At 72.0% G+C, this 19850-nt stretch carries 20 protein-coding genes and 1 pseudogene; 9 read left to right on the top strand and 12 right to left on the bottom strand.

What is annotated here, in order from left to right; genetic code table 11:
• Window positions 1-9 precede the first annotated feature (9 nt).
• From pstC to pstB, 3 genes are read left to right on the top strand one after another with little or no spacing between them, the layout of a single operon-like run.
• A complete protein-coding gene (gene pstC, locus BM051_RS10735; RefSeq protein ID WP_243859462.1) occupies window positions 10-1002 on the top strand; it encodes a phosphate ABC transporter permease subunit PstC in 993 nt (330 codons plus the stop codon).
• A complete protein-coding gene (pstA, locus tag BM051_RS10730; RefSeq protein WP_092529931.1) occupies window positions 999-1907 on the top strand; it encodes a phosphate ABC transporter permease PstA in 909 nt (302 codons plus the stop codon). Before pstC ends, pstA begins: the two co-directional genes overlap by 4 nt.
• Before the next feature lie 16 nt (window positions 1908-1923).
• Window positions 1924-2700, top strand: coding sequence for a phosphate ABC transporter ATP-binding protein PstB (pstB, locus tag BM051_RS10725; protein ID WP_092529930.1), 777 nt, complete (start codon window positions 1924-1926; stop codon window positions 2698-2700).
• A 626-nt stretch (window positions 2701-3326) separates the two neighbouring features.
• Here the strand turns inward: pstB and BM051_RS29800 are convergent.
• The 5 genes and pseudogenes from BM051_RS29800 to BM051_RS10700 form a co-directional block, all read right to left on the bottom strand.
• Window positions 3327-3419: pseudogene (locus BM051_RS29800) on the bottom strand (TetR/AcrR family transcriptional regulator); the annotation flags it as partial.
• Between the two features lie 220 nt (window positions 3420-3639).
• Entirely contained in the window at window positions 3640-4302 is a 663-nt protein-coding gene (phoU, locus tag BM051_RS10715; protein WP_092529928.1) for a phosphate signaling complex protein PhoU, read from the bottom strand.
• Window positions 4303-4386: 84 nt separating this feature from the next.
• The gene (locus tag BM051_RS10710) at window positions 4387-6369 is read right to left on the bottom strand and encodes an LCP family protein (RefSeq protein ID WP_341770790.1); all 1983 of its coding nucleotides are present in this window, start codon (window positions 6367-6369) and stop codon (window positions 4387-4389) included.
• Window positions 6370-6971: 602 nt separating this feature from the next.
• On the bottom strand, window positions 6972-7679 hold the full coding sequence (locus tag BM051_RS10705; protein ID WP_092529927.1) for a GGDEF domain-containing protein: 708 nt from the start codon (window positions 7677-7679) through the stop codon (window positions 6972-6974).
• A 95-nt stretch (window positions 7680-7774) separates the two neighbouring features.
• Window positions 7775-8251 (bottom strand): hypothetical protein, encoded by a 477-nt coding sequence (locus BM051_RS10700; RefSeq protein ID WP_243859464.1) that lies wholly within the window; start codon window positions 8249-8251, stop codon window positions 7775-7777.
• Window positions 8252-8302: 51 nt separating this feature from the next.
• Here BM051_RS10700 and BM051_RS10695 point away from each other — a divergent pair, with 51 nt between their 5' ends.
• The gene (locus tag BM051_RS10695; RefSeq protein WP_092529926.1) at window positions 8303-9427 is read left to right on the top strand and encodes an AI-2E family transporter; all 1125 of its coding nucleotides are present in this window, start codon (window positions 8303-8305) and stop codon (window positions 9425-9427) included.
• Window positions 9428-9443: 16 nt separating this feature from the next.
• Here BM051_RS10695 and BM051_RS10690 read toward each other — a convergent pair whose 3' ends face one another.
• A complete protein-coding gene (locus BM051_RS10690) occupies window positions 9444-11399 on the bottom strand; it encodes an arabinofuranosyltransferase (protein WP_092529925.1) in 1956 nt (651 codons plus the stop codon).
• 256 nt (window positions 11400-11655) lie between these two features.
• Window positions 11656-12804, bottom strand: coding sequence for a tRNA dihydrouridine synthase DusB (gene dusB / locus BM051_RS10685; protein WP_092529924.1), 1149 nt, complete (start codon window positions 12802-12804; stop codon window positions 11656-11658).
• 111 nt (window positions 12805-12915) lie between these two features.
• Between dusB and BM051_RS28980 the strand changes: the two genes are divergently transcribed.
• On the top strand, window positions 12916-13176 hold the full coding sequence (locus BM051_RS28980; RefSeq protein WP_092529923.1) for a hypothetical protein: 261 nt from the start codon (window positions 12916-12918) through the stop codon (window positions 13174-13176).
• A gap of 27 nt (window positions 13177-13203) precedes the next feature.
• On the opposite strand, the gene BM051_RS10675 is transcribed toward BM051_RS28980, so the two are convergent.
• From BM051_RS10675 to BM051_RS10660, 4 genes are all read right to left on the bottom strand, one after another.
• A complete protein-coding gene (locus BM051_RS10675) occupies window positions 13204-13653 on the bottom strand; it encodes a PH domain-containing protein (protein ID WP_134046094.1) in 450 nt (149 codons plus the stop codon).
• A gap of 115 nt (window positions 13654-13768) precedes the next feature.
• A complete protein-coding gene (locus tag BM051_RS10670) occupies window positions 13769-14461 on the bottom strand; it encodes a YqeB family protein (RefSeq protein ID WP_208325905.1) in 693 nt (230 codons plus the stop codon).
• Window positions 14458-15078 (bottom strand): TetR/AcrR family transcriptional regulator, encoded by a 621-nt coding sequence (locus BM051_RS10665; RefSeq protein ID WP_092529921.1) that lies wholly within the window; start codon window positions 15076-15078, stop codon window positions 14458-14460. The genes BM051_RS10670 and BM051_RS10665 overlap by 4 nt, the downstream gene beginning before the upstream one ends.
• Window positions 15079-15270: 192 nt before the next feature.
• A complete protein-coding gene (locus BM051_RS10660) occupies window positions 15271-15843 on the bottom strand; it encodes a superoxide dismutase family protein (protein ID WP_092529920.1) in 573 nt (190 codons plus the stop codon).
• 143 nt (window positions 15844-15986) lie between these two features.
• Here BM051_RS10660 and BM051_RS10655 point away from each other — a divergent pair, with 143 nt between their 5' ends.
• Both BM051_RS10655 and BM051_RS10650 read left to right on the top strand, forming a co-directional pair.
• On the top strand, window positions 15987-16880 hold the full coding sequence (locus BM051_RS10655) for a DMT family transporter (protein ID WP_092530360.1): 894 nt from the start codon (window positions 15987-15989) through the stop codon (window positions 16878-16880).
• Window positions 16877-17341 (top strand): DUF6328 family protein, encoded by a 465-nt coding sequence (locus tag BM051_RS10650; protein ID WP_092529919.1) that lies wholly within the window; start codon window positions 16877-16879, stop codon window positions 17339-17341. The genes BM051_RS10655 and BM051_RS10650 overlap by 4 nt, the downstream gene beginning before the upstream one ends.
• A gap of 125 nt (window positions 17342-17466) precedes the next feature.
• On the opposite strand, the gene BM051_RS10645 is transcribed toward BM051_RS10650, so the two are convergent.
• Window positions 17467-17904 carry a subtilase-type protease inhibitor gene (locus BM051_RS10645; protein WP_243859491.1) on the bottom strand — a complete coding sequence of 146 codons (438 nt, stop codon included), beginning with the start codon at window positions 17902-17904 and terminating at the stop codon, window positions 17467-17469.
• Between the two features lie 277 nt (window positions 17905-18181).
• On the opposite strand from BM051_RS10645, the gene BM051_RS10640 reads away from it, so the two are divergent.
• Together BM051_RS10640 and BM051_RS10635 are read left to right on the top strand one after the other, a co-directional pair.
• Window positions 18182-18733, top strand: coding sequence for an RNA polymerase sigma factor (locus BM051_RS10640; protein WP_166677672.1), 552 nt, complete (start codon window positions 18182-18184; stop codon window positions 18731-18733).
• 283 nt (window positions 18734-19016) lie between these two features.
• The gene (locus BM051_RS10635) at window positions 19017-19805 is read left to right on the top strand and encodes a maleylpyruvate isomerase family mycothiol-dependent enzyme (RefSeq protein ID WP_166677673.1); all 789 of its coding nucleotides are present in this window, start codon (window positions 19017-19019) and stop codon (window positions 19803-19805) included.
• Window positions 19806-19850 lie beyond the last annotated feature (45 nt).

Raw genomic sequence — 19850 nt, 5'->3', positions numbered from 1 at the left:
CCTCCCGCCATGACCGGATACGGCAGTCCCGGTGACGACGGCGACCGGGGGCGCCGTGCCCCGGTGGGCGGCACGGTGAACCGCCCCGGCGACCGCATCTTCCGCGGGCTCGCCACCGCGTCCGGCGCGCTGATCGTGGCGTCGATCGTCGCGATCGGCGCCTTTCTGCTGTGGCAGGCCATTCCCGCGCTGCGGCTGAACCAGGCCAACTTCTTCACCAGCGCGGTGTGGCAGACGGGGGACGTGGCCGACCTCGCGTTCGGCATCCGTGACCTGGTCTCGGTCACCGTGATGGTGTCGGTGGTCGCGCTGGTGATCGCGATGCCGGTGTCGCTGGGCATCGCGCTGTTCCTCACCCAGTACGCGCCGCGGCACCTGGCCCGGCCGTTCTCCTACATCATCGACCTGCTCGCCGCGGTGCCGTCGATCATCTTCGGCCTGTGGGGCATCCAGGTGCTCGCGCCGGCGCTGAGCCCGGTGGCCCGGTGGCTGAACGACAACCTCGCGTTCATCCCGTTCTTCGCCACCGGGAACGTCGGATTCGCCGGCGGCGGCAACATCTTCACCGCCGGCGTGGTGCTCGCGGTGATGCTGCTGCCGATCATCACGAACGTGACTCGCGAGGTGTTCCAGCGGACGCCGACCGCGCAGGTCGAAGGCGCCCTCGCGCTGGGCGCGACCCGGTGGGAGGTCATCCGGACCACGGTGCTGCCGTTCGGCAAGGCCGGCTACGTCAGCGCCTCGATGCTCGGGCTGGGCCGCGCGCTCGGCGAGACGATCGCGGTGATGGTCATCCTGAGCACCTCGGCCGACACCTTCGGCTGGAGCATCTTCGACGGCGGCGACACGATCGCGTCGAAGATCGCCCGCTCGGCGGCGGAGTTCAGCGACCCGCGCACGACCGGCGCGTTCATCGCCGCCGGCCTGGTGCTGTTCCTGCTGACCTTCGGCGTCAACGCCGCCGCCCGGTCGATCGTCGCGGGGAAGAAGGAGTACGAGTGACTGTCACCGACCTCGAACGGTCCGCGACACCGACCACGTTCCAGCACCTGAGCGTGGGGCGGCGGGCGAAGAACGTGGCCGCCACCGTGCTGGTGACCATGGCCTTCCTGGTCGCGGTCGTTCCGCTGGTCTGGCTGTTGTGGACGGTCCTGGAGCGCGGCTTCGAGTACGTGCTGAGCGCGGAGTGGTGGACGCACTCGTTCGCCGGGCTGACCACCCGGCAGTTCGGCGGCGGCGTGTACCACGCGATCTACGGGACGTTGGTCCAGGGGCTGATCGCGGCGGTGATCGCGGTGCCGATCGGCATCATGGTGGCCGTCTTCCTCGTCGAGTACGGCCGGGGCACCCGGCTGGCGCGGGCGGTCACCTTCACCGTGGACATCCTCTCCGGTGTTCCGTCCATTGTGGCCGCCCTGTTCATCTACGCGCTGTGGATCACCACGCTCGGCCTGCCGCGCAGCGGGTTCGCCGTGGCGCTGGCGCTGGTGCTGCTGATGCTGCCGCTGGTGGTGCGCTCGGCCGAGGAGATGCTCAAGATCGTCCCGGACGAGCTGCGCGAGGCGTCGTACGCGCTGGGCATCCCGAAGTGGAAGACGATCGCGAAGATCGTGCTGCCCACGGCGCTGTCCGGGATCATCACCGGCATCATGCTCGCGATCGCCAGGATCATGGGTGAGACGGCGCCGGTGCTGATCCTGGTCGGGTACGCGCAGTTCATCAACTACGACCCGTTCTCCGGCAACATGGCGTCGCTGCCGCTGCTGATGACGCAGGAGCTGAACACGCTGAACGACGTGGGTCAGGCGCGGGTGTGGGGTGCGGCCGTCACCCTGATTCTGATCATCACGGCCATCAACCTGTTGGCGAGCCTGCTGTCCAAGCTGACAGCGGTGAAGACGAAGTGAGCGGGCGGTAGCTGCGATGGCGAAGCGAATCGATGTCAAGGACGTCGACATCTACTACGGGAAGTTCCACGCCGTGGAGGGTGTGACGCTGTCGGTGCCGCCGCGCAGTGTCACGGCCTTCATCGGCCCGTCCGGCTGTGGGAAGTCGACGGTGCTGCGCACGCTGAACCGGATGCACGAGGTGATCCCGGGTGCGCGCGTGGAGGGCCAGGTGCTCCTCGACGGTGAGGACATCTACGCCGCCGGGGTGGACCCGGTGCAGGTGCGCCGGACCATCGGGATGGTGTTCCAGCGGCCGAACCCGTTCCCGACGATGTCCATTCGGGACAACGTGGTGGCTGGGCTGAAGCTCGCCGGGGTGAAGAACAGGAAGAAGCTGGACGAGGTGGCCGAGCGCGCGCTGCGCGGCGCGAACCTGTGGACCGAGGTGAAGGACCGGCTGCACAAGCCGGGCGGCGGCCTCTCCGGTGGGCAGCAGCAGCGGTTGTGCATCGCGCGGGCGATCGCGGTGCGCCCGGACGTGCTGCTGATGGACGAGCCGTGCTCGGCGCTCGACCCGATCTCGACGCTGGCGATCGAGGACCTGATCGGCGAGTTGAAGAAGGACTACACGATCGTCATCGTGACGCACAACATGCAGCAGGCGGCGCGGGTCTCGGACCAGACGGCGTTCTTCAACCTCGCCGGCGTGGGCCAGCCCGGCCGGCTCGTGGAGCTCAACGACACCGAGAAGATCTTCTCCAACCCCGACGAGAAGGCGACGGAGGACTACATCTCCGGCCGCTTCGGCTGACCTCCCCGGAACCCGGATCCGCCCAGGCCACGCGAGAGCTACGTTCAGCGCGGCGAGAGCCACGTTCAGGGCGGCGAGTTCGACGTCGGGGAGTGCGAGTTCGACGTTGGGGCGCGAGTTCCATGTGGGGGCATGAGTTCCTGTCGGTTTCATGAGCCTCGCGCCCAGAGCGGCGGAACTTCACGGTGGGGACCATGCCCCCGCCAGGGGCAGTGAGATTCCGTCGGGGACCGTGGTTCCGCGCGCGGAACACCTGGTCAGACCGCCCTGGCCAGGTTGTCCACAGCCAGCGCGCAATGTGGATGACGTCCCTTCTGGAAGCGCTTTCTCCGCGACCCAGCAACAGCGGCAGATAGACTGGACGTGGGGCCGCCCCCCGGGATCGGGTGGGGGATGCTCTAGAGGTGTCGCGCGCGCGAGGCGGATTCCGAGGTTATCAAGGTTGTGCGGCCGCTGTTCGGCACGGTCGGCCGCCGTGTTGCCGCCGACCGTGCCGCCATCGCAGGTCCCGGGCGGCGTGAGAGGTGACCGGTGTCGGCTCCTGTCCGTACTCGCCGCTGGTGATCACGGGATGCCGACCTGGCGCACCGGTCACCGGCGTGGCAGCCCGGCGGCCGGGCGCCGTCGAGCTGGTCGACCAACCACCCGGCGAGCTCGGCCCGGGGCGGGACGCCGTCCTCCAGCCAGCTCAGCAGCGCGCCGCCGACCACGGCGGTCCAGCGGCACGTCCACCGACCGCGGCGAATGCCGAGGGGCAACGACGAACGGCAGGTGTGGCCACGGGCAGGAGCTCGGCCCCCGCGTGCCCTCGGCCAACCGGACTCGGCGTGCCCTCGGCCAACCGGACTCGGCGTGCCCTCGGCCAACCGGACTCGGCGTGCCCTCGAGCCGGCTCGGACGCTGTCGGCGTGCGGCCAAGGGGCGCGCCGGTGCTTCGAGTCAGATGTCGTCGGTGCCGTAGCCGGGCATCTTGCCGGTCACGACGAACACCACGCGCCGCGCGACCGAGACGGCGTGGTCGGCGTACCGCTCGTAGAACCGCCCGAGCAGCGTGATGTCCACCGCCGCCGCGACGCCGTGCGGCCAGTCCCGGTCCATGATCACCGTGAACAGGTGCCGGTGGATGTCGTCCACCTGGTCGTCGTCGGTCTCCAGGCTGCGCGCCGCCTCGACGTCCTTGGTCCTGATGACCTGCTCCGCCTGCCGCGCCAGCCGCACCGCGATCTTGCCCATCTCGGAGAAGTACGGGCGCACCTGCTCGGGCAGCACCGGGTCGGGGTGCCGCCGCCGCGCGGCCTTCGCAACGTGCAGCGCCAGATCCCCCATCCGCTCCAGGCTCTCCGCGGCGTGGATCGCGGCGAGCACCGTCCGCAGGTCGGTCGCCACCGGCGCCTGCAACGCCAGCAGCGCGTACGCCTGCTCCTCGCAGTCGGCGCGCGCCTCGTCCACCTTGGCGTCGTCGCTGATCACCCGCTCCGCCAGTTCGAGGTCGGCGCCCAGCAGCGCCTGGGTGGCTTGCTCCATGGCGTCCGCGACCTGGGCGGACATCGCGGCCAGCTTCTGGGCCAGCTGATCGAGTTCGACGTGGTAAGCCTCGCGCATGCCGCCACTCTACGGCGGCGAGTCGGTCCGCCGCCGCATCCCCGGTGAACCGGGAGTGAACCGGGGCCGACGAGACGTCGACGATCAGCGCACCGGCGCCGCCGACGCCGGCACCGGCGGCCGGTCACTGGGCAGCGGGCTGTTCTCGATCAACGCGCGGAACAGCTCCGCGGCCTTCTCCTTGCGCAGCACCTCGTTGCCCCGCTTGTTCGCCTCGCCGACCGTCGGGATCGTCTCGAACCGCACCGTGCCGGGGTCCATCCCGCGCATCGACTGTGCCAGCGTGAGCATCTGCTGGACGCCGATGTTCTCCCCGAACGTCGAGGCGGCGAAGGCGTTGATGAAGCCGGTGAGCTTGCCGGGGTCGAACAGCACGTCCCGGGACATCGTCTTGGTCAGCAGCGCCTTCAGGAACTCCTGCTGCCGCTTGATCCGGCCGTAGTCGGACGTCGGGTCGCCCTTGACGTGCCGCGCCCGCACGTAGTTCAGCGCCTGGTCGCCGCGCAGCGTGACCGGCCCGGTCTCCGCCACCACCATGCCCAACACCTCGTCGTCGATCGGCTGCTCCACGTGCACCTGCACGCCGTGCACCGCGTCGACCATGCCCTTGAAGCCGTGAAAGTCGAGGCCGACGAAGTGGTTCATTCGCATCCCGGACATCTGCTGCACCAGCTTGGTCAGGCAGCGCGGTCCGCCCACCGAGTACACCGAGTTGAGCTTCACCCTGCCGGCCGCCGGCGCGGTCTCGCCGTAGTCGCCGGTTGCCGAGTCCCACCGCTGGCACTCCGGCCGGTCGACCTCGAGGTCCCGCGGGAACGACACCACCACCGCGCGCTTCCGGTTCGCGGGGATGTGCGCGATCATCACGGTGTCCGCGCGCGCCCCCGGCACGCCGTCGGCGTCCCCGACACCCTCCTCGGCGGCCGCGCCCTCCCGGATGTCCGAGCCGACGATCAGGAAGTTCTCGTCCCCGGTCTGCCCGGCGGCGTTGCGGATGTCCGCCGAGTTCTCGTCCAGCGCGGCGATCTGGTTGAACTTCCCGTCGAACCAGGTCATCGCGCCCCACGCCACCCCGGTGGCCAGGAAGACCAGCCCGGCCAGCACGGCCGCGGCGATCCGCGCGACCAGCACCGACCGCTCGCTGCGCCGCTGCTTCTTCTCCTGCAGCCGGGTGCGCGGTGCCTTCGCGGTGGGATCCGGCTCGTCGGCCGGCGCCTCGCCCTCCTCGGCGGCGCCCTCGGGCTCCTTGTCCCCGACCAGCGGCAGCACGACCCGCTGCAGCTTCGTCCTGGTCTGCTCGAGCAGTTGCACCGGCCGCGCGGCCAGGCGCCGCCGCCGCTCCTCGCGCTGGCGCTCCTCCGCGGCGAGCTCGTCGTGCGCCGCCGAGAAGCGGGCCAGCGTCTCGTCGATCTTGCGCCGGTACCGGGTGCTCTCGTCGATCGGCTCCAGCTGGTCGGTCATCGTCAGCTGGTCCTCGAGCGACACCGGAGGCCGCGCGGGGGCCCGGCGCGGGCGGGGCGGGGCGCCGGGTGGGGACGGCCGCCTCGGCTGTCGGCGCTCGGCGGGCTTCCTGGCCGGGTCCGCGACGGGGTCGGACGGGCCCGAAGGGCGGCCCGCCGCGGGCGGCACCTGCCTCGTCGACTCCGCGTCGTCCCGCGCGGCGCCCGGCGGGGTGCGGGGTAGCCGGTCTCCCCCGGCCGGCGGGGGTGCGGCGGTGGTCCTGGTCGGGGCGTCGGGAGTGCGGTGCGCGCCGGTGGTGGGCGGCGCGCTCGCGCGGCTCCGGGGAGCGTCGGGCACCCGGTGCCCGCCGCTGTGCTGCGGCGTGCCGGGGACCCTGGTCGCGTCCGGGACCCGATGGCCGCCACTGGTCTGTGGCGTGCCGGCCACCCTGGTCCCGTCGGGGACCCGGTGCCCACCGCTGGTCTGTGGCGTCCCGTTGACGGGAGCCGGGCGCCGGTGACCGCCGGTGGTCCGCGGTGTGTCGTTGACCGGTGGTACCGGCGCCGCGCCGGTCGGGCGCGGCATGCCGTTGACCCGCGGCGTGCCGGGATCCCGGAGTCGCGCCATCCGTTGCGGTTCGGGTGTGCCCCGCGGTGGCTCCGGCGCCCGTCGTGGCGGCTCCGCGGCGGCCCCGGGTACCGCCGGTCCGCGGGGCGGGACGCGCGGTGCCTGCGGGCCGGGTTCCCGGCGCTGGCCGAGCGCCTCGTCCCGGCGGGTGTTCGCCGGCCGCCGCGGCTGCGGGGCCCGCGGCGGCTCTGCCGCCCGTGGCGGCTTCACCTGCGGCGGCTGGGGCTTCGCCGGTTTCACGGGGGGTGGGGCGGGTTGGGCGTGCGCTCCGCCCCGGGGCGACCGGGATCCGGGTTGCGCGCCGGGCCTGGCCTGCTGGCCGGTGTGCCGCGCCATCACCTCGGACACGCTGATGCCACCGTGCGTGTCCATGGAGCGGCGCCGTCTGCCGCGGGAGCCGGTACCGGAAGCGCCGGGGTCGTCTGGCACCGAGTCTCCCTTCGTGCTCGTGACGGCGGCAGCGACCGCCGCGGGGATGATCCCTGGTGTCGCTCTGCATCTGGATCGCCGGTGAGGCGGCGTTCGTTATCGTACGGATACCCGCCGTTCGTGACGACACCATCCCGTGACTTTTTTTACACAGCGTTGTTCAATAGGCCAGATTAGCCACGTTCGAGTGAGGTCAGACTGCCCTCGTTACGAGTAGTCACCCATTCGGCGCTACGGACAGTACGGACGACACGGACAGTTCCGTACTGTCGGTATGCCACCCGGTTCCGGCCGGCCCGCTTCGCCAAGTAGAGCAGGTCGTCCGCCTCCCGCAGCTGCGCGCTGACATCCCGGGGCCGGGTGGGGCGGTGCGCCACGCCGATGCTGACGGTGACGGCGAGCCCGGGCCGCAGCCGCTCCCACGGGTGCTCGGCCACCCGCAGCCGGGCCCGCTCGGCGAGCGCCACCGCCGCGCCGGCGCCCACGGCGGGCAGCACCAGCACGAACTCCTCGCCGCCGTAGCGGGCACAGAAGCCGCCGGCGGGGAGGCTCCACCGCAGCAGCCGCACGACCTCGCGCAGCACCTGGTCGCCCACCTCGTGCCCGAACGTGTCGTTCACGCTCTTGAACAGGTCGAGGTCCACCAGCGCGACCGCCGGCGGGTGCGCGTCGCGCAGCTCCGCCAGCCGGCGGTCCAGGTACCGGCGGTTGTAGCTGGCGGTCAGCACGTCGAGGTCCAGCGCGCTGCGGAGGTGCTCGTAGGCACGTCGCCACTCGCCCCGTGCGGCGAACACCCGTGCGGCCGACTCGTGCACGGCGAGCGGGTCGGCGTCCGCCGCGCACGTCAGGCTCTCCTGTGACACCGCCCTCACCTCCGTCACCCACAGTCCCTTCGTCTGGAAAGAGGGCGTTCTTGAGCCGCAGGGACGCGGAGAAGGTGAATATCGCTCAATCGAGACGGCGGCCGCCGAGCCGACTACCCAGTGTTCGGGCAGGGGGCGAAACCATAGGTGACGCCGTCCAGAATCGTCACCCGTTGTGCTCCGATCTGCTCGCCGACCAGGGCGCCGTTACGGCGGAGCGTGAACGAGACCGCGACCACGTACACCGCGCCACGGGGCCGAGGGCCGCCTTCCGGCGCCCATTCGGGGTCGGGGCGCAGGGTGGACAACGCCGGGTAGACCCGCATGGTGAGCCCGGGCGCGTCGCACATCCGGTCGGTGAAGTCCGGGTGCTGCGTGCGGCGGAGGAACTCCCGCTGGGCGTCCGCGCCCTCGGCGGCGGCCGTGTTGAACGCCGCGAAGTACCGGGCGATCCGGTCCCGGTCGGAGTCGACGCGCGGCGGGGCCGCGCAGCCGGCCGCGGCGACACCGAGGACACCGAGGACACCGAGGACACCGAGGACGGCGCCCAACGCGGTGGCGCGGCGGGTGGCGGGCGGGGACGGGGACACCGCGGAGCAGCGTAGCCGGTTTCCCTTCCACGAGTGTGGTACCCACAGGGCATGCCGAGCCCGGACGACCAGCGCTCCGGCCTGAAGCTGACCACGGGTGGGTTACGCCAGGCCGCCGTGCTCTCGGTGCAGCTGCTCGCCGTGGCGCTCGCCCTGTGGGTGCTGGTCCGGCTGATCGGCCACTTCAGCTACATGGTGATCCCGCTGCTGGTGGCGTTGCTGCTGGCGGCGATCCTCGGTCCGCCGATCGGCTGGCTCGCCGCGCACAGGGTGCCCCGCGGGCTGGCCGTGCTCCTCGTGCTCGTGGTCGGCCTCGGCGTGGTCGGCGGCCTGTTCACCTTCGTCGGGTTCGCGCTGGTCGACGCCTTCCCGCAGCTGCGGGACAGCATGGCGGGCAGCGTCGAGCAGATTCGCCGGTGGCTGGCCGAGGGACCCCTGTCGTTGGACAACCGGCAGCTCAACCAGCTCTTCCAGCAGACTCAGGACTGGATCGCGGCGAACAACGCGTCGGTGTTCGCCACGGCGCTGGGTGCGTTCAGCACGCTGGGCGGGGTGCTGATCGGCACGTTGCTCGCGCTGGTGGCGCTGGTGATGTTGCTCGGCGACGGGCCGAAGATCTGGAACTTCGTGCTGCGGCCGTGGCGGCCGGGCACCCGCGAGCTGGTCGATGACGCCGGACGAGAGGCGTTCCACGGCCTGGTGATGTTCATCCGCACGACCGCCCTGGTCGCGCTGATCGACGCCGTGTTCATCGCGATCGGCTTGCTGATCCTGCGAGTGCCGCTGGTGCTGCCGCTGGCCACCCTGGTGTTCATCGGCGGGTTCGTGCCCTACGCCGGCGCGTTCGTGTCGGGCGCGCTCGTGGTCGGGGTGGCGTTGGTGAGCAACGGCCCGGTCACGGCGCTGCTCGCGCTTGGCGTGGTGGTGCTTGTGCAGCAGTTGGAGGGCAACGTGCTGCACCCGCTGATCACCGGCAACATCGTCAGGCTGCATCCGATCGTGGTGCTGTTCGCCATCACCGTCGGCGGGTACGAGGCCGGGATCGCCGGTGCCCTGTTCGCCGTGCCGGTGGTGCTGCTGGTCCGCGGGGTGGTGCTGGCCGTGGTTCGGCACCGGCGGCGCGCCGGGCCGGAGGCCCCCGAGCCGGAACCGGGAGACTCGGCGTCCGAGTCCTGATCTCTCACGGTGTCTGTCACGGTGTCTGACGGCGCACGATCACCGCGAACGGCCCCACGTCACGCCGCTCGAATCCCGGGCCGGCGAAGGCCTCCGGCGCGAAGACGACGTCCTCCTTGCGTTCGTTGGGTTCGAGCGGGAAGGTGTCCCGCGACACCACCGTGCGCAGTCCATTGTGGTCACGTCGCAGGACGAACACGTCCGGTGCGCGGTAGGGTGAGGCGTCCAGCAGCCGGGTCAGTTCCTCGGCATCGCGCGCCCGCGCCCACTCGACGATCCGCGCGTTCCGTCCGGCGAAGTCGGCCAGCGGATTGGCGTAGGCGTTGACCGTGGTCTGGAAACCCCAGTACGGCCGCAGCGCGAGCAGGGTGGCGTGCGGGGTGAGCACCACGGACTCGGCCGGTGGTCGCCCGGTGAGCTCGCCGATCGTGTCGATCAACGCACCGTGCCACGCGCCGGGATCCTCCGGACTGCCCTGACCATCGGCCCGGTGCCCGGTGTCGTCGTAGGTGGTGAACGCGACATCGAAGATGTGCGACGAGACCGCCTCGCGCTCGGCCTCCTCGTAGGTCTGCACCAGCTGCACCATCGCCAGCACCGCGACCACGGCGACACCCGCGCGGTGCGCGGCGGCCACCGGCCACCACCGCGCGGCCAGCCGGAGCAAGGCCAGCACCCCGAGTCCGCCCGCGCAGTACAACGCGGCCAGCAGCACCGGTTCCAGCCGGAACGGCAGCAGCGTCGAGCGCGCACCGAGCGCGAGGAACGACAGCAGGAACCACGCGTAACACAGCAGGACCAGCCCGCCGAGCGCACGCGCGAGCGGGTCGCGGGCCCACGCGGACACGATCCAGCCGACCCCGATCAGGCACAGCAGGCCGGACACCGCGCCGGTCCCGGTCTCGAACATCGGCATCGGCAGCTTCGCGCCGATCTCCGGCAGGAACCTGGTGGCGCCGGTGTCGGACAGCGCCGCGTCCCGCAGCACGCGAAGCAGGAACGGCGTCCACACCAGCAGCATCACCGGCAACGCGATCAGGCCGGTCAGCAGGAGTTCCACCAGGACCCGTGCCGCGCGCCGGCCCCACCCGGCACGCCCGGCCGCCACCACCGCGGCCAGCCCGAACGTGACGAGTACCAGCCCAAGGAAGCCGAACAGCAAGGTGTAGACCGCCCCGGACGCACCGAAGAACAGGCCAATCGCGACGGTCAGCCGCCAGTCGCGCCCTCGGCCGTCGGCGGCTCGTCGCATCGCGCGCCAGGCCAGCGCCGCGATCGGCGGAATGCTCGCGGCCAGGATCCACGAGTACGGCTCGTAGGCAGCCACCCGCAACCCGGCAAGGCAGGTCAGCGTGGCCAGCAGCAACGCGGTCGCCCGACCGGTGAGGGCGCTCCACAACACGAACGCCACCACCGGCGCCACCGCCATGGTGAGCAGCGCGAACGGTTTGTACGCCGCCCAGCCGGCCAGCCCGAACAGGTCCGCGAACCGACCGCCGACCCAGAACCAGCCCGCCGGGTAGAACGGCGGCAGGTGGGCGTAGTTGCCGTCGGCCAGCGCGGCCGAGTCGGTGAGCCTGGCCAGGTACTGGGTCCGGAAGAACTGATCGCCCGAGAGCCCGTTCAGGTAGAACCGCGTGCCGTGCAGGCTCACCGCGAGCGGAAGGGTGCCCAGCGCGGCCAGCCCGGCCCAGGACAGTGGTGTCGCCCACCGCGGCCAGCGCCGCACGGCGATCGCGCCCACCGCCGCGGCGAGCAGCACGGTGCTGCCCAGCGCGGTCACCGCCAGCGGCACGTTCGACGGCCGCGGGATCGTCATCCGGTTGACCACGAACTGCACGGCGAGGCTCGCCGCCGCCGCCACGGTCACCGCCACGGCCAGCTCGCCCGCCACCACGGCCGCCCGTGGTCGGGCCCAATCACCCGGCATCGCCTGCCGCGCCGCCTTCGGCCGGGTCGACGTGGTGTCCACTGGCTGGTTCCTCCCGAGCCGGTTGGTTCGGTGACGATCGCGTGAGGTGCGGATGGTCCGCGAAGCAGGGGAGGCGTTCACGATCGATGCGTGAGCACGGAGCGAGCGCCCTCCTGGCCGCACTCTACGTGCCGATCGACGCTCACCGGGCCCGCTTCGCGCCGGATCACGGGCGCCGGCCCCCGCTGCCGGGCAGCGAGCCGGCCGCCCCCGAACGGTGGTGCGGCTGCGCCGACACGGCGAGTGCCGCTGTCGGTCAGCCGCCGGAGTGCATCATGTCGGCGCCGGCCGGCACGCACGGGTCGTCGGGGTCGTCGAGCCAGCCGTAGGGCAGCACGACCTTGCCGGGTGAGCCCTGCCGGCCGCGCGGGCCCTCGGCGTCGACCGGGAACGGCACGTCCGGGTCGAGCTGGGCGATCAGCTCGTCGAGCCGCGCCATGGACGACACCGTGGCGAAGCCCCGGCGCAGGTCGCCGCCCACCGGGAAGCCGCGGAAGTACCACGCCATGTGCTTGCGCAGGTCGCGCATGGCCTTGTCGTGGCCGTCGTGCTCGACGAGCAGCTCGGCGTGCCGGCGCAGCACCGCGGCGACCTCGCCGAGCGTGGGGCCGGGTGGGAGCGGCCGGCCGGCGAAGGCGGCCTCCAGCTCGCCGAACAGCCACGGGCGGCCGAGGCAGCCGCGGCCGACGACCACGCCGTCGCAGCCGGTCTCCGCCATCATCCGCAGCGCGTCGTCGGCGGCGAAGATGTCGCCGTTGCCCAGCACGGGAATGCTCCGCACGGCCTCCTTGAGCCGGGCGATGTGGCTCCAGTCGGCCGACCCGGAGTAGCGCTGCGCGGCGGTGCGTGCGTGCAGGGCGACCGCGGCGGCGCCCTCGGCCTCGGCGATCCGGCCCGCGTCGAGGTAGGTGTGGTGCTCGTCGTCGATGCCGACGCGGAACTTCGCGGTGACCGGGATACCGGCGGGCTCGGCGGCGCGCACGGTCGCGGCCACGATGTCGGCGAACAGCCGACGCTTGTAGGGCAGTGCCGCGCCGCCGCCCTTGCGGGTGACCTTCGCCACCGGGCAGCCCCAGTTGGTGTCGATGTGGTCGGCCAGCCCCTCGCCGACGATGATCCGGACGGCTTCGGCCATGGTCTTCGGGTCGACGCCGTAGAGCTGCATCGACCGGGGGTCCTCGTCCTCGTCGAAGGTCATCAGGTGCCACGTGCCGGGATGCCGCTCGACGACGGCCCGCGCGGTGATCATCTCGCAGACGTACAGGCCGGCGCCGTACTCGCGGCAGAGCCGGCGGAAGGCCACGTTGGTGATGCCGGCCATGGGTGCGAGCACCACCGGCGGGTCGACCTCGTAGGGGCCGATCCGCGGCGCGGGCTTGCTCAGGGTGGCGGTCACGCCCTTCATTGTCGCTGGTGACGCGGGTCACTCGAGCGTGGGCTGTCCGCTGTCGGTCAGGGCGCGAACGGCCCTGTCGATCGGTGCCATGGCGAGCCGGTCGCCGATGAAGGGAAGACCATGGCTCCGAGACCGCTCGCCGGCCGCCGCGTCGCCGTCGCGGTACTGCTGTCCTTCGCCGCCGTCGGGTCCGTGGCATGCGGATCCGGCCCGCCCGCGGCGGCGCCGCAGACGACGGCCGTTCCCCCGCCTCCCGCCCCGACCACCACGACGTCCTCGTCACCTCCGCCGACGACGCCGACGGAGCCCCCGGTCAACGTCGAGATCCTCCACACCGACGGGGACCGGGCGGTGGTGCGCATCTCCCTGGCCAACCGGTAGCGCGTCACGCCGGTCGGCGCGCCGTGGTCACGGCGCCGTTGGCTCCGCCCGCCGCGCCTTCAGGCTCCGGTTCAGCTCGGTGATGATCCGGCGAACCTGGCTGTCGAACTCCGTCCGGTGGATGCGCGTCATCGCCTGCTGTGCCTGCAGCGAGTAGGCGCTGGACTTGACGATGCGCTTGTCTGTGGTGTGGACGACCAGTTGGACGCGGCGGACACTCATGCCGCCGTCGAACAGCATGAACCGGCTGATTTCCTGCCAAGGGAGGTGATGGGACCGGAGCCAGTTGTGCACGACGACACCGGAGTCCTTCACGTCGATGCCGAGCGTCCACGCCCGCCAGATCATGACGGCGCTGAAGGCCAGGCAGGCGATCATCACCCAGGCGACGACGACCACCCCGGAGGACCGAGTGCTGAGGTCGACCATGAAGACCGGCGCCCCGGCGCTCACGACGATGAGCGACAGGATCACCATCCAGGTGATGTCAGCTGCCGAACTCTGTGTCTGGCAAGGGTTCTCTCGCGACTCATGGGCTGAGCTTATTGATCGGTAGTGAGGCGTGAGCCCGTTTTTCAGAAGTGGGTCGCGCTCAACGCTCGGGCATCGGTCGGTACTGCTGGGCGCCGTCGCGGTCGCGGACCACGACACCGGCGTCGCGCAGCTCGTCGGTGAGCTCGGCGACCCGACCGGCCTGCTTGTCGGTCCGTGCCCTCGCCCGCGCCCGCAGCAGGGCGTGCGCCTCCTCGGGAAGGTCGGGGGCGCCGTCGGCCCACTGCCGGAACTCGTGCTCGTGCGGGTCGGCGCCACCGCGCCACGGGTAGCCGAGCCGCTCGAAGGCCGTGGCGATCTCGTCCCTGTCGAGGTCGCTGGCCTTGTTCCGGGCGAGCTCGCCGGTCCGGCGGTCGAGCAGCACCAGGTCGCGCCGGTCGAGGAAGACCTCACCGATCGCGGCCCTGGCGACGTGCCGCACGGCGCCGTTCTGGGCGAGGCGCACGTCCTCGGGCCGCACGGTGACCTCGAGGCTCTCCACCTGGGCCTGGTGGGCCAGCCACAGTCCGGCGACGGCACCGACGACCGTGAGGACCAGCACCGCCCAGATCGGGGGAAGGTTGGCCGCGAGCCGCAGCGGGCCGGGGGCGCTGCCGACCAGGTCGACCAGCCACGTGGTGATCGGCTTGACCAGGAAGCCGAGCGCGACGCCCAGCGCGGTGGCGCCGAGCGCGAGGATCCAGCGGTACACCGCGGGCATGCGGACGGTGACGGCGTCGGTGGAGGTGGTCATGGTGTCTCTCCGGTTCGCTGGGTCGGTACGGCCAGGAACCCCGCGACCAGGCGGCGCAGCATGGGGCGCGGGTCGCGGGCGGGGTCGGCACTGGGGTCGGCATTGAGGAACGCCGCGTCGATCACGGTCTGGATCCAGGCGGCCGCCTCGTCCGGGTCCAACTCGGGGTCGACCGTCCCGGCGTCGATGCCGCGTCGCATCAGGGCGGCGAGGCCGGTGCGCAGGACCTCGGTGTTCTCGGCGACCACGCGCATCAGCTCCGGGTCTCTGCCCACCTGGCGCAGCAGCTCGACGAGGATGCCGGGTGCCACGGGGTCGAGGGCCTCGGCGGCCAGCTCGTCGACCATCGTCAGGATCGCCGCGTGCGGGTCGGCCATGGCGAGGCACCGCCGCACGAGCCGCTGGTAGACGGGCAGGTCGCGTTCGAACAGCGACCGGAACACGGCGCGCTTGTCCGGGAAGTAGTAGAAGACGCTGGCCGGGGACAGGCCGGCGGCCCTGGCGATGTCGGCGGCGGTGGTGCCCTCGAAGCCACGCTCGGCGAACAGCCGCGCCGCGGCGAGCGTGATCGCCGCACGCCGCGCCGCGGCCCGCGCTGGGTCGACGGTCCTGGCCATACCGCGACCGTACCGCATTAACTGAATGGCCAGACAATTAATGCGGCAACGGCTGGCCCGGCCGGTGTCGTCGCGTTCTTGGCGAGTTGGCTGATGGGTTCGAGCACCACGAGGGCGATCCAGGGGGCTGGCTTCTCAAGCGAAAGCCCACCCAGATCCTCACCGCCGAACGGTGACCGCCGTCAGGCGTCGTCAGAAGGGGACGTCGACGCAGGCGAGGCGGGCGCCGGCGGTGCCGGCGTGGCCGGGATGGGTCGCCGTGTGGTGCTCGTGGAGCACGATGGACTTCCCGCGGCGCGGCCCGAACCGCCAGTCCACCCGGGACAGTGCCGCGCCCCGCCCGAGCCGGTCGGTGGTGAGGTCCAGCCAGATCTCGTTCTCCGGGTTCGCGTACGCCGGGTCGACCGAGGGCCGCACCGGGTCCGGCACGTGCTGGTAGTGCGGCCCGGCGGCGGCCCCGGTCGCCCCGCACGGGTCGGTGTGCACGTGCGCGCCGTACGCCCGGTCCGGCAGCAGTCCGGTGACGGCGAGCCTGGTGGTGGTGCCGAGCCCCGGCGTGGACACCGACAGCACCCGGGCCCTGGCGCCCACCGGCACGAGCTCGGGCCGGTAGGTGACGGCGTGCTCCCCCGGCCGGTACTCGGCGAAGGTGTCGTGCGTGGTCACCACGTGCACCCCGGGCGCGGCGGCCTGCGCCGGAGGCCCGGAGAGAACGAACGGCACGGTCAGCAACGGCACGGTCAGCACGCGGGCGAGGAAGCGCATGCCCTTCCCTATCCCGCCAGCACGCTCCGGAGCAACCCCGACACTCGAGAGAAGGACGGTCGCGGACCGTGCCCGATTCGCCCGCTCGTACGCTGTGCGTCGTGACTTCGACCGCCGGCGCCCGTGCCGATCGCACCTGGCTGGTGGCGGCCGCGGCCGCGCTCTGGGGCACCGACGGGCTGCTCCGGCTCCCGCTGGCCGAGGCGCTGCCCACCGCCACCGTCGTGTTCTGGGAACACGTCATCATCGTCACCGTGCTGCTGCCGCTGGTCCCGGCCGCGCTGCGCCGGCTGCGCGGCTGCGGCCCGCGGGAGTGGCTGGCCGTGCTGGTGATCGGTGGCGGCGCCTCGGCGCTGGCCACCACCCTGTTCACCGCCGCGTTCCGCACCGGCGACCCGGTCACCCCGCTGGTCCTGCAGAAGCTCCAGCCGGTGCTGGCCGTGCTGGCGGCGTTCCTCCTGCTCGGTGAGCGGCTCCGGCCCGGCTACCTGCTGTTCGCCGGCCCCGCGCTGCTCGGCGCCTGGCTGCTGGCCTTCCCGGACCCGCTGGACATCGAGGTCGCCGCGTTGCACACCGCGCTGCTCGCGCTCGGCGCCGCGGCGCTGTGGGCGGCCGGCACGGTGCTCGGCCGGCTGGTGTCGGCCCGGCTGCCCGCCAGGGACGTCACGGTGCTGCGGTTCAGCGTCGGCCTCCCGGTCGCCGCCGTGCTCGCCTGGGCCCAGGGCGACCTTGTCTCAGCCGTCGCGGTCGGCTGGGACAACGCCGTCGGCCTGCTGCTGCTCGCGTTCGTCCCCGGCCTGCTCGCGCTCAGCCTGTACTACGTGGGCCTGCAGGCCACGCCGGCCGCCAGGGCCACCCTCGCCGAGCTGGCGTTCCCGGCCACCGCGGCGGTCATCGGCGTGACGTTCCTGAACGCCACGCTGTCCGTGACCCAGTGGATCGGGCTCGCGGTCGTCGTCACCGCCGTCACCGCGCTCGGCTGGCACGAGCGGACCCGCCGCGCCCCCGTCGTCGAGCCCACCCTGGAGCGGCTGTGACCGACACCGGGGAGTCGAAGAACGAGCAGCTCGCCCGCAACGTCAACGAGCTGCTCAGCGAGCTGCGCGTGGCGCAGGCCGGGGTGCAGATCCTCTTCGGGTTCCTGCTGGCGGTGGTGTTCACCAATGTCTTCCGCGACATCGGGGGCTTTGAGAAGGCCCTGCACGTCACCGCCGTGCTGCTCGCCTCGTCCGCGACCGCGCTGCTCACCGCGCCGGCGGCGTGGCACCGCGTGCTCTTCCGCGGCGGCCACCGGGAGCGCATCCTGCGCGTGGGCAACCGGTTCGTGCTCGTCGGGCTGGTCTGCCTCGCCGCCGCGGTGACGGTGACCGTGGCGCTGATCGCCAAGGTCGTCTTCGGGACCGTGGCGATGATCGTGCTCGGGGTGGCCGTCGGGATCTTCTTCGGGGCGGTGTGGTTCGTGGTCCCGCTCCGGATGCTCACCCGAAGCTCGGAGTGATGCCGCAGAAAGGTGGGACGTTTTCCGGTGCGCGCGTCCTTTTCGGCCGAAGGGGCTCCCCGGTGGGTCCGGTTCCGGGGAGCCCCTGGCTTCGTTACCGTTCCAGCGCTCTGTTCACGGATATTTTACCGTTCGCCGCCGGGGGCGAAGCGGAATAGTGCTCCCTTTTCCACCTCGAGCACGCAGTCATTGGGGAACGTCTCCCGGTATCGCACCGGCTGGCCGTCCCAGAAGCCCTTGGCCGTCACGGTGATCGGCGCGTAGATCAGGTAGCACGGCCGGTCCGGGCCGACCGACACCGCGGCGATGTCCCCGTCGACGGCCGCGAGCCGGGTGCACGCGGTCTCGGCGTACGGGTGCGTTCCGCCGGTGGGATCGCAGGTCAGGAGCACTCTGTTGGCGTGCGGCGAGGGCTTCTCGCCATGGCTGGCGGTCATCACCAGCACTCCGCGCGGCTGTGGTTCCGCGGGCTCGGCGGCGGCCGGTGCGGCCCCGGTGGCGGCGACGGCCGGCAACAGCAGCGCGGCGGCGAGCACGGACCTCAAAAATCGCTTGTGAAGCATGTTCACCCTTCACCTCGACGATGACTTTTCGACGCCTTGTGGGCGTCTGCGGTTGGCGGGCCCGGTTGGACCCTCCGTATGGAATACGGGTAATCGGGGCTTTACCACGCTGTGATACCTGTCACCCGCAAGGTCGAGTTACCGAATCCCACGAATGGCGGTACGAGGCTATCGGAAAGACTGCCAAAGTTGCTGTCGAGCGAGGACGGCTCGAGCGGTAAGCCCCCGAAAGGATCCGCCGAAATGGTGGGATCTCGTTGCGGGGGAAGGGACGAGTGTGACGAGCAGGGGTGGTAGTAGTGGCGGCGAGTGCGGGCGGACCCAGACCGGGGACTTCTGGCAGGAGTGCCTCCGGCTGCGGCCCGGCCTGATCCGGGCGGCGAACCGCTTCGGCGCCACGGCGGACGCGGAGGACATCGTGCACGAGGCGTTCCTGCGCGCCGCCGGCCATCCCGACCTGGACCTGGACCGGCTCACCCGGTTCCTGCTCACGGTCACCCGCCGGCTGTGTGTGGACGACGTGCGCCGACGGGTGACGCTGCAGGCCATCGCCGTCGATCCGCGGCTTCGGCCGGTCCCGTCGCCGGGCCCGGAGGAGACCGTGGTCGGCCGCGAGGAGGCACGGTGGCTGATGGCCCGGTACGGCCGGCTGAGCGAACGCGAGCGGGTGGTGTTGTCCGGGCTGCAACAGGGTATGTCGCATGAAGAGCTTGCCCGCCTGCTGGGCACCACCCGGCGGGCGACCGAGAGTGTGGCCAACCGCGCCCGGCGTAGGGTGCGCGGCCTGATGACTCGCCGGCCCCGGCAGCACGAGGTGGCCGGCGATTGAGAAGCCCTGGCATGGCGTTTGCAGGGGCGACATGCCGGGGCTCGGAGAGGGTCCTGGCGCGGCGTTTGCAGGGGCGTCGCGTCGGGATTCCTCTCCTTCTCATTTCCTCGCCAGCCCGGGCTCGTGTCCGGTCTCGTGCCCTGTCATGACCTTTACCGACTTTGCTCGGGAGCACGGCGGTGGGCAACCGAGGAGTACGCGTCCCGTTCGGGCGGCTGGTTCACTCGGAAGTCGCGGTCAGGCACGGCACGTGTACCGCGAGCCGAGGAGAGCGAGGGACCCGATGGCGGACCAGCTGTGCCACGCGCTGGCCGACGACGAGTACTGCCGGGCGGTGTCGGCCGAGATCGACCGGCTCTCGGACATCGTGCGCGACGTGGACGCCACCACCCCGGTGCCCAGCTGTCCGGGGTGGACGGCGGCGAAGCTGGTCGCGCACACCGGCATGATCCACCGGTGGGTGGACCGGCTCCTCCGCGAGCGGGCGCGGGAACCGCTGGAGTTCACGCAGTTCGGCAGGGACCTTCCGACCGACTGGGCCCGGTACGGCGACTGGCTGGGGGCGATGGCCTTTCGGCTGCCGGAGACGCTGCGCGGGATCGACCCGAACACCCCCGTGTGGTCGTTCACCGACGACCGCAGGGCCGGGTTCTGGCCCCGGCGGATGCTCCACGAGACGATGGTGCACCGGGTCGACACCGAGCTGGCCGCCGGTCGCCGGCCACGGGTCGACACCGCCGCCGCCGTCGACGGCATCGACGAGCTGCTCTACCTGCTGTCGTTCGGCCACCCGTTCCGGGAGTCCCCCGCGGACCTGCGCGGCGAGGGGCAGACCGTGTACGTGCACTGCCCGGACGTGGACGTGCGCTGGCTCATCCGGATGGGTCCCGAGGGGCACGCGTGGGAGCACCTCTCGGCCGAGCCGTGGGACCCGCCGACGGCGACGGTGCGCGGGAACGCCGCCGAAGTGCACCTGTTCCTGTACAACCGGCTCGGCCGGCGGGCCGGCAGGGTCGAGCGCGCGGGCGACCCCGCGGTGCTCGCGGACTGGCTGCGCCGCTCGGCCCTGTGACCGTCCGAGCTCCGACGACTCTCCGAGCTCCGACGTGCCGGAGGC

It is taken from the genome of Amycolatopsis arida (assembly GCF_900115565.1).
Classification (GTDB): Bacteria; Actinomycetota; Actinomycetes; order Mycobacteriales; family Pseudonocardiaceae; genus Yuhushiella; species Yuhushiella arida.
This window is presented reverse-complemented; position numbering and strand designations above follow the sequence as displayed.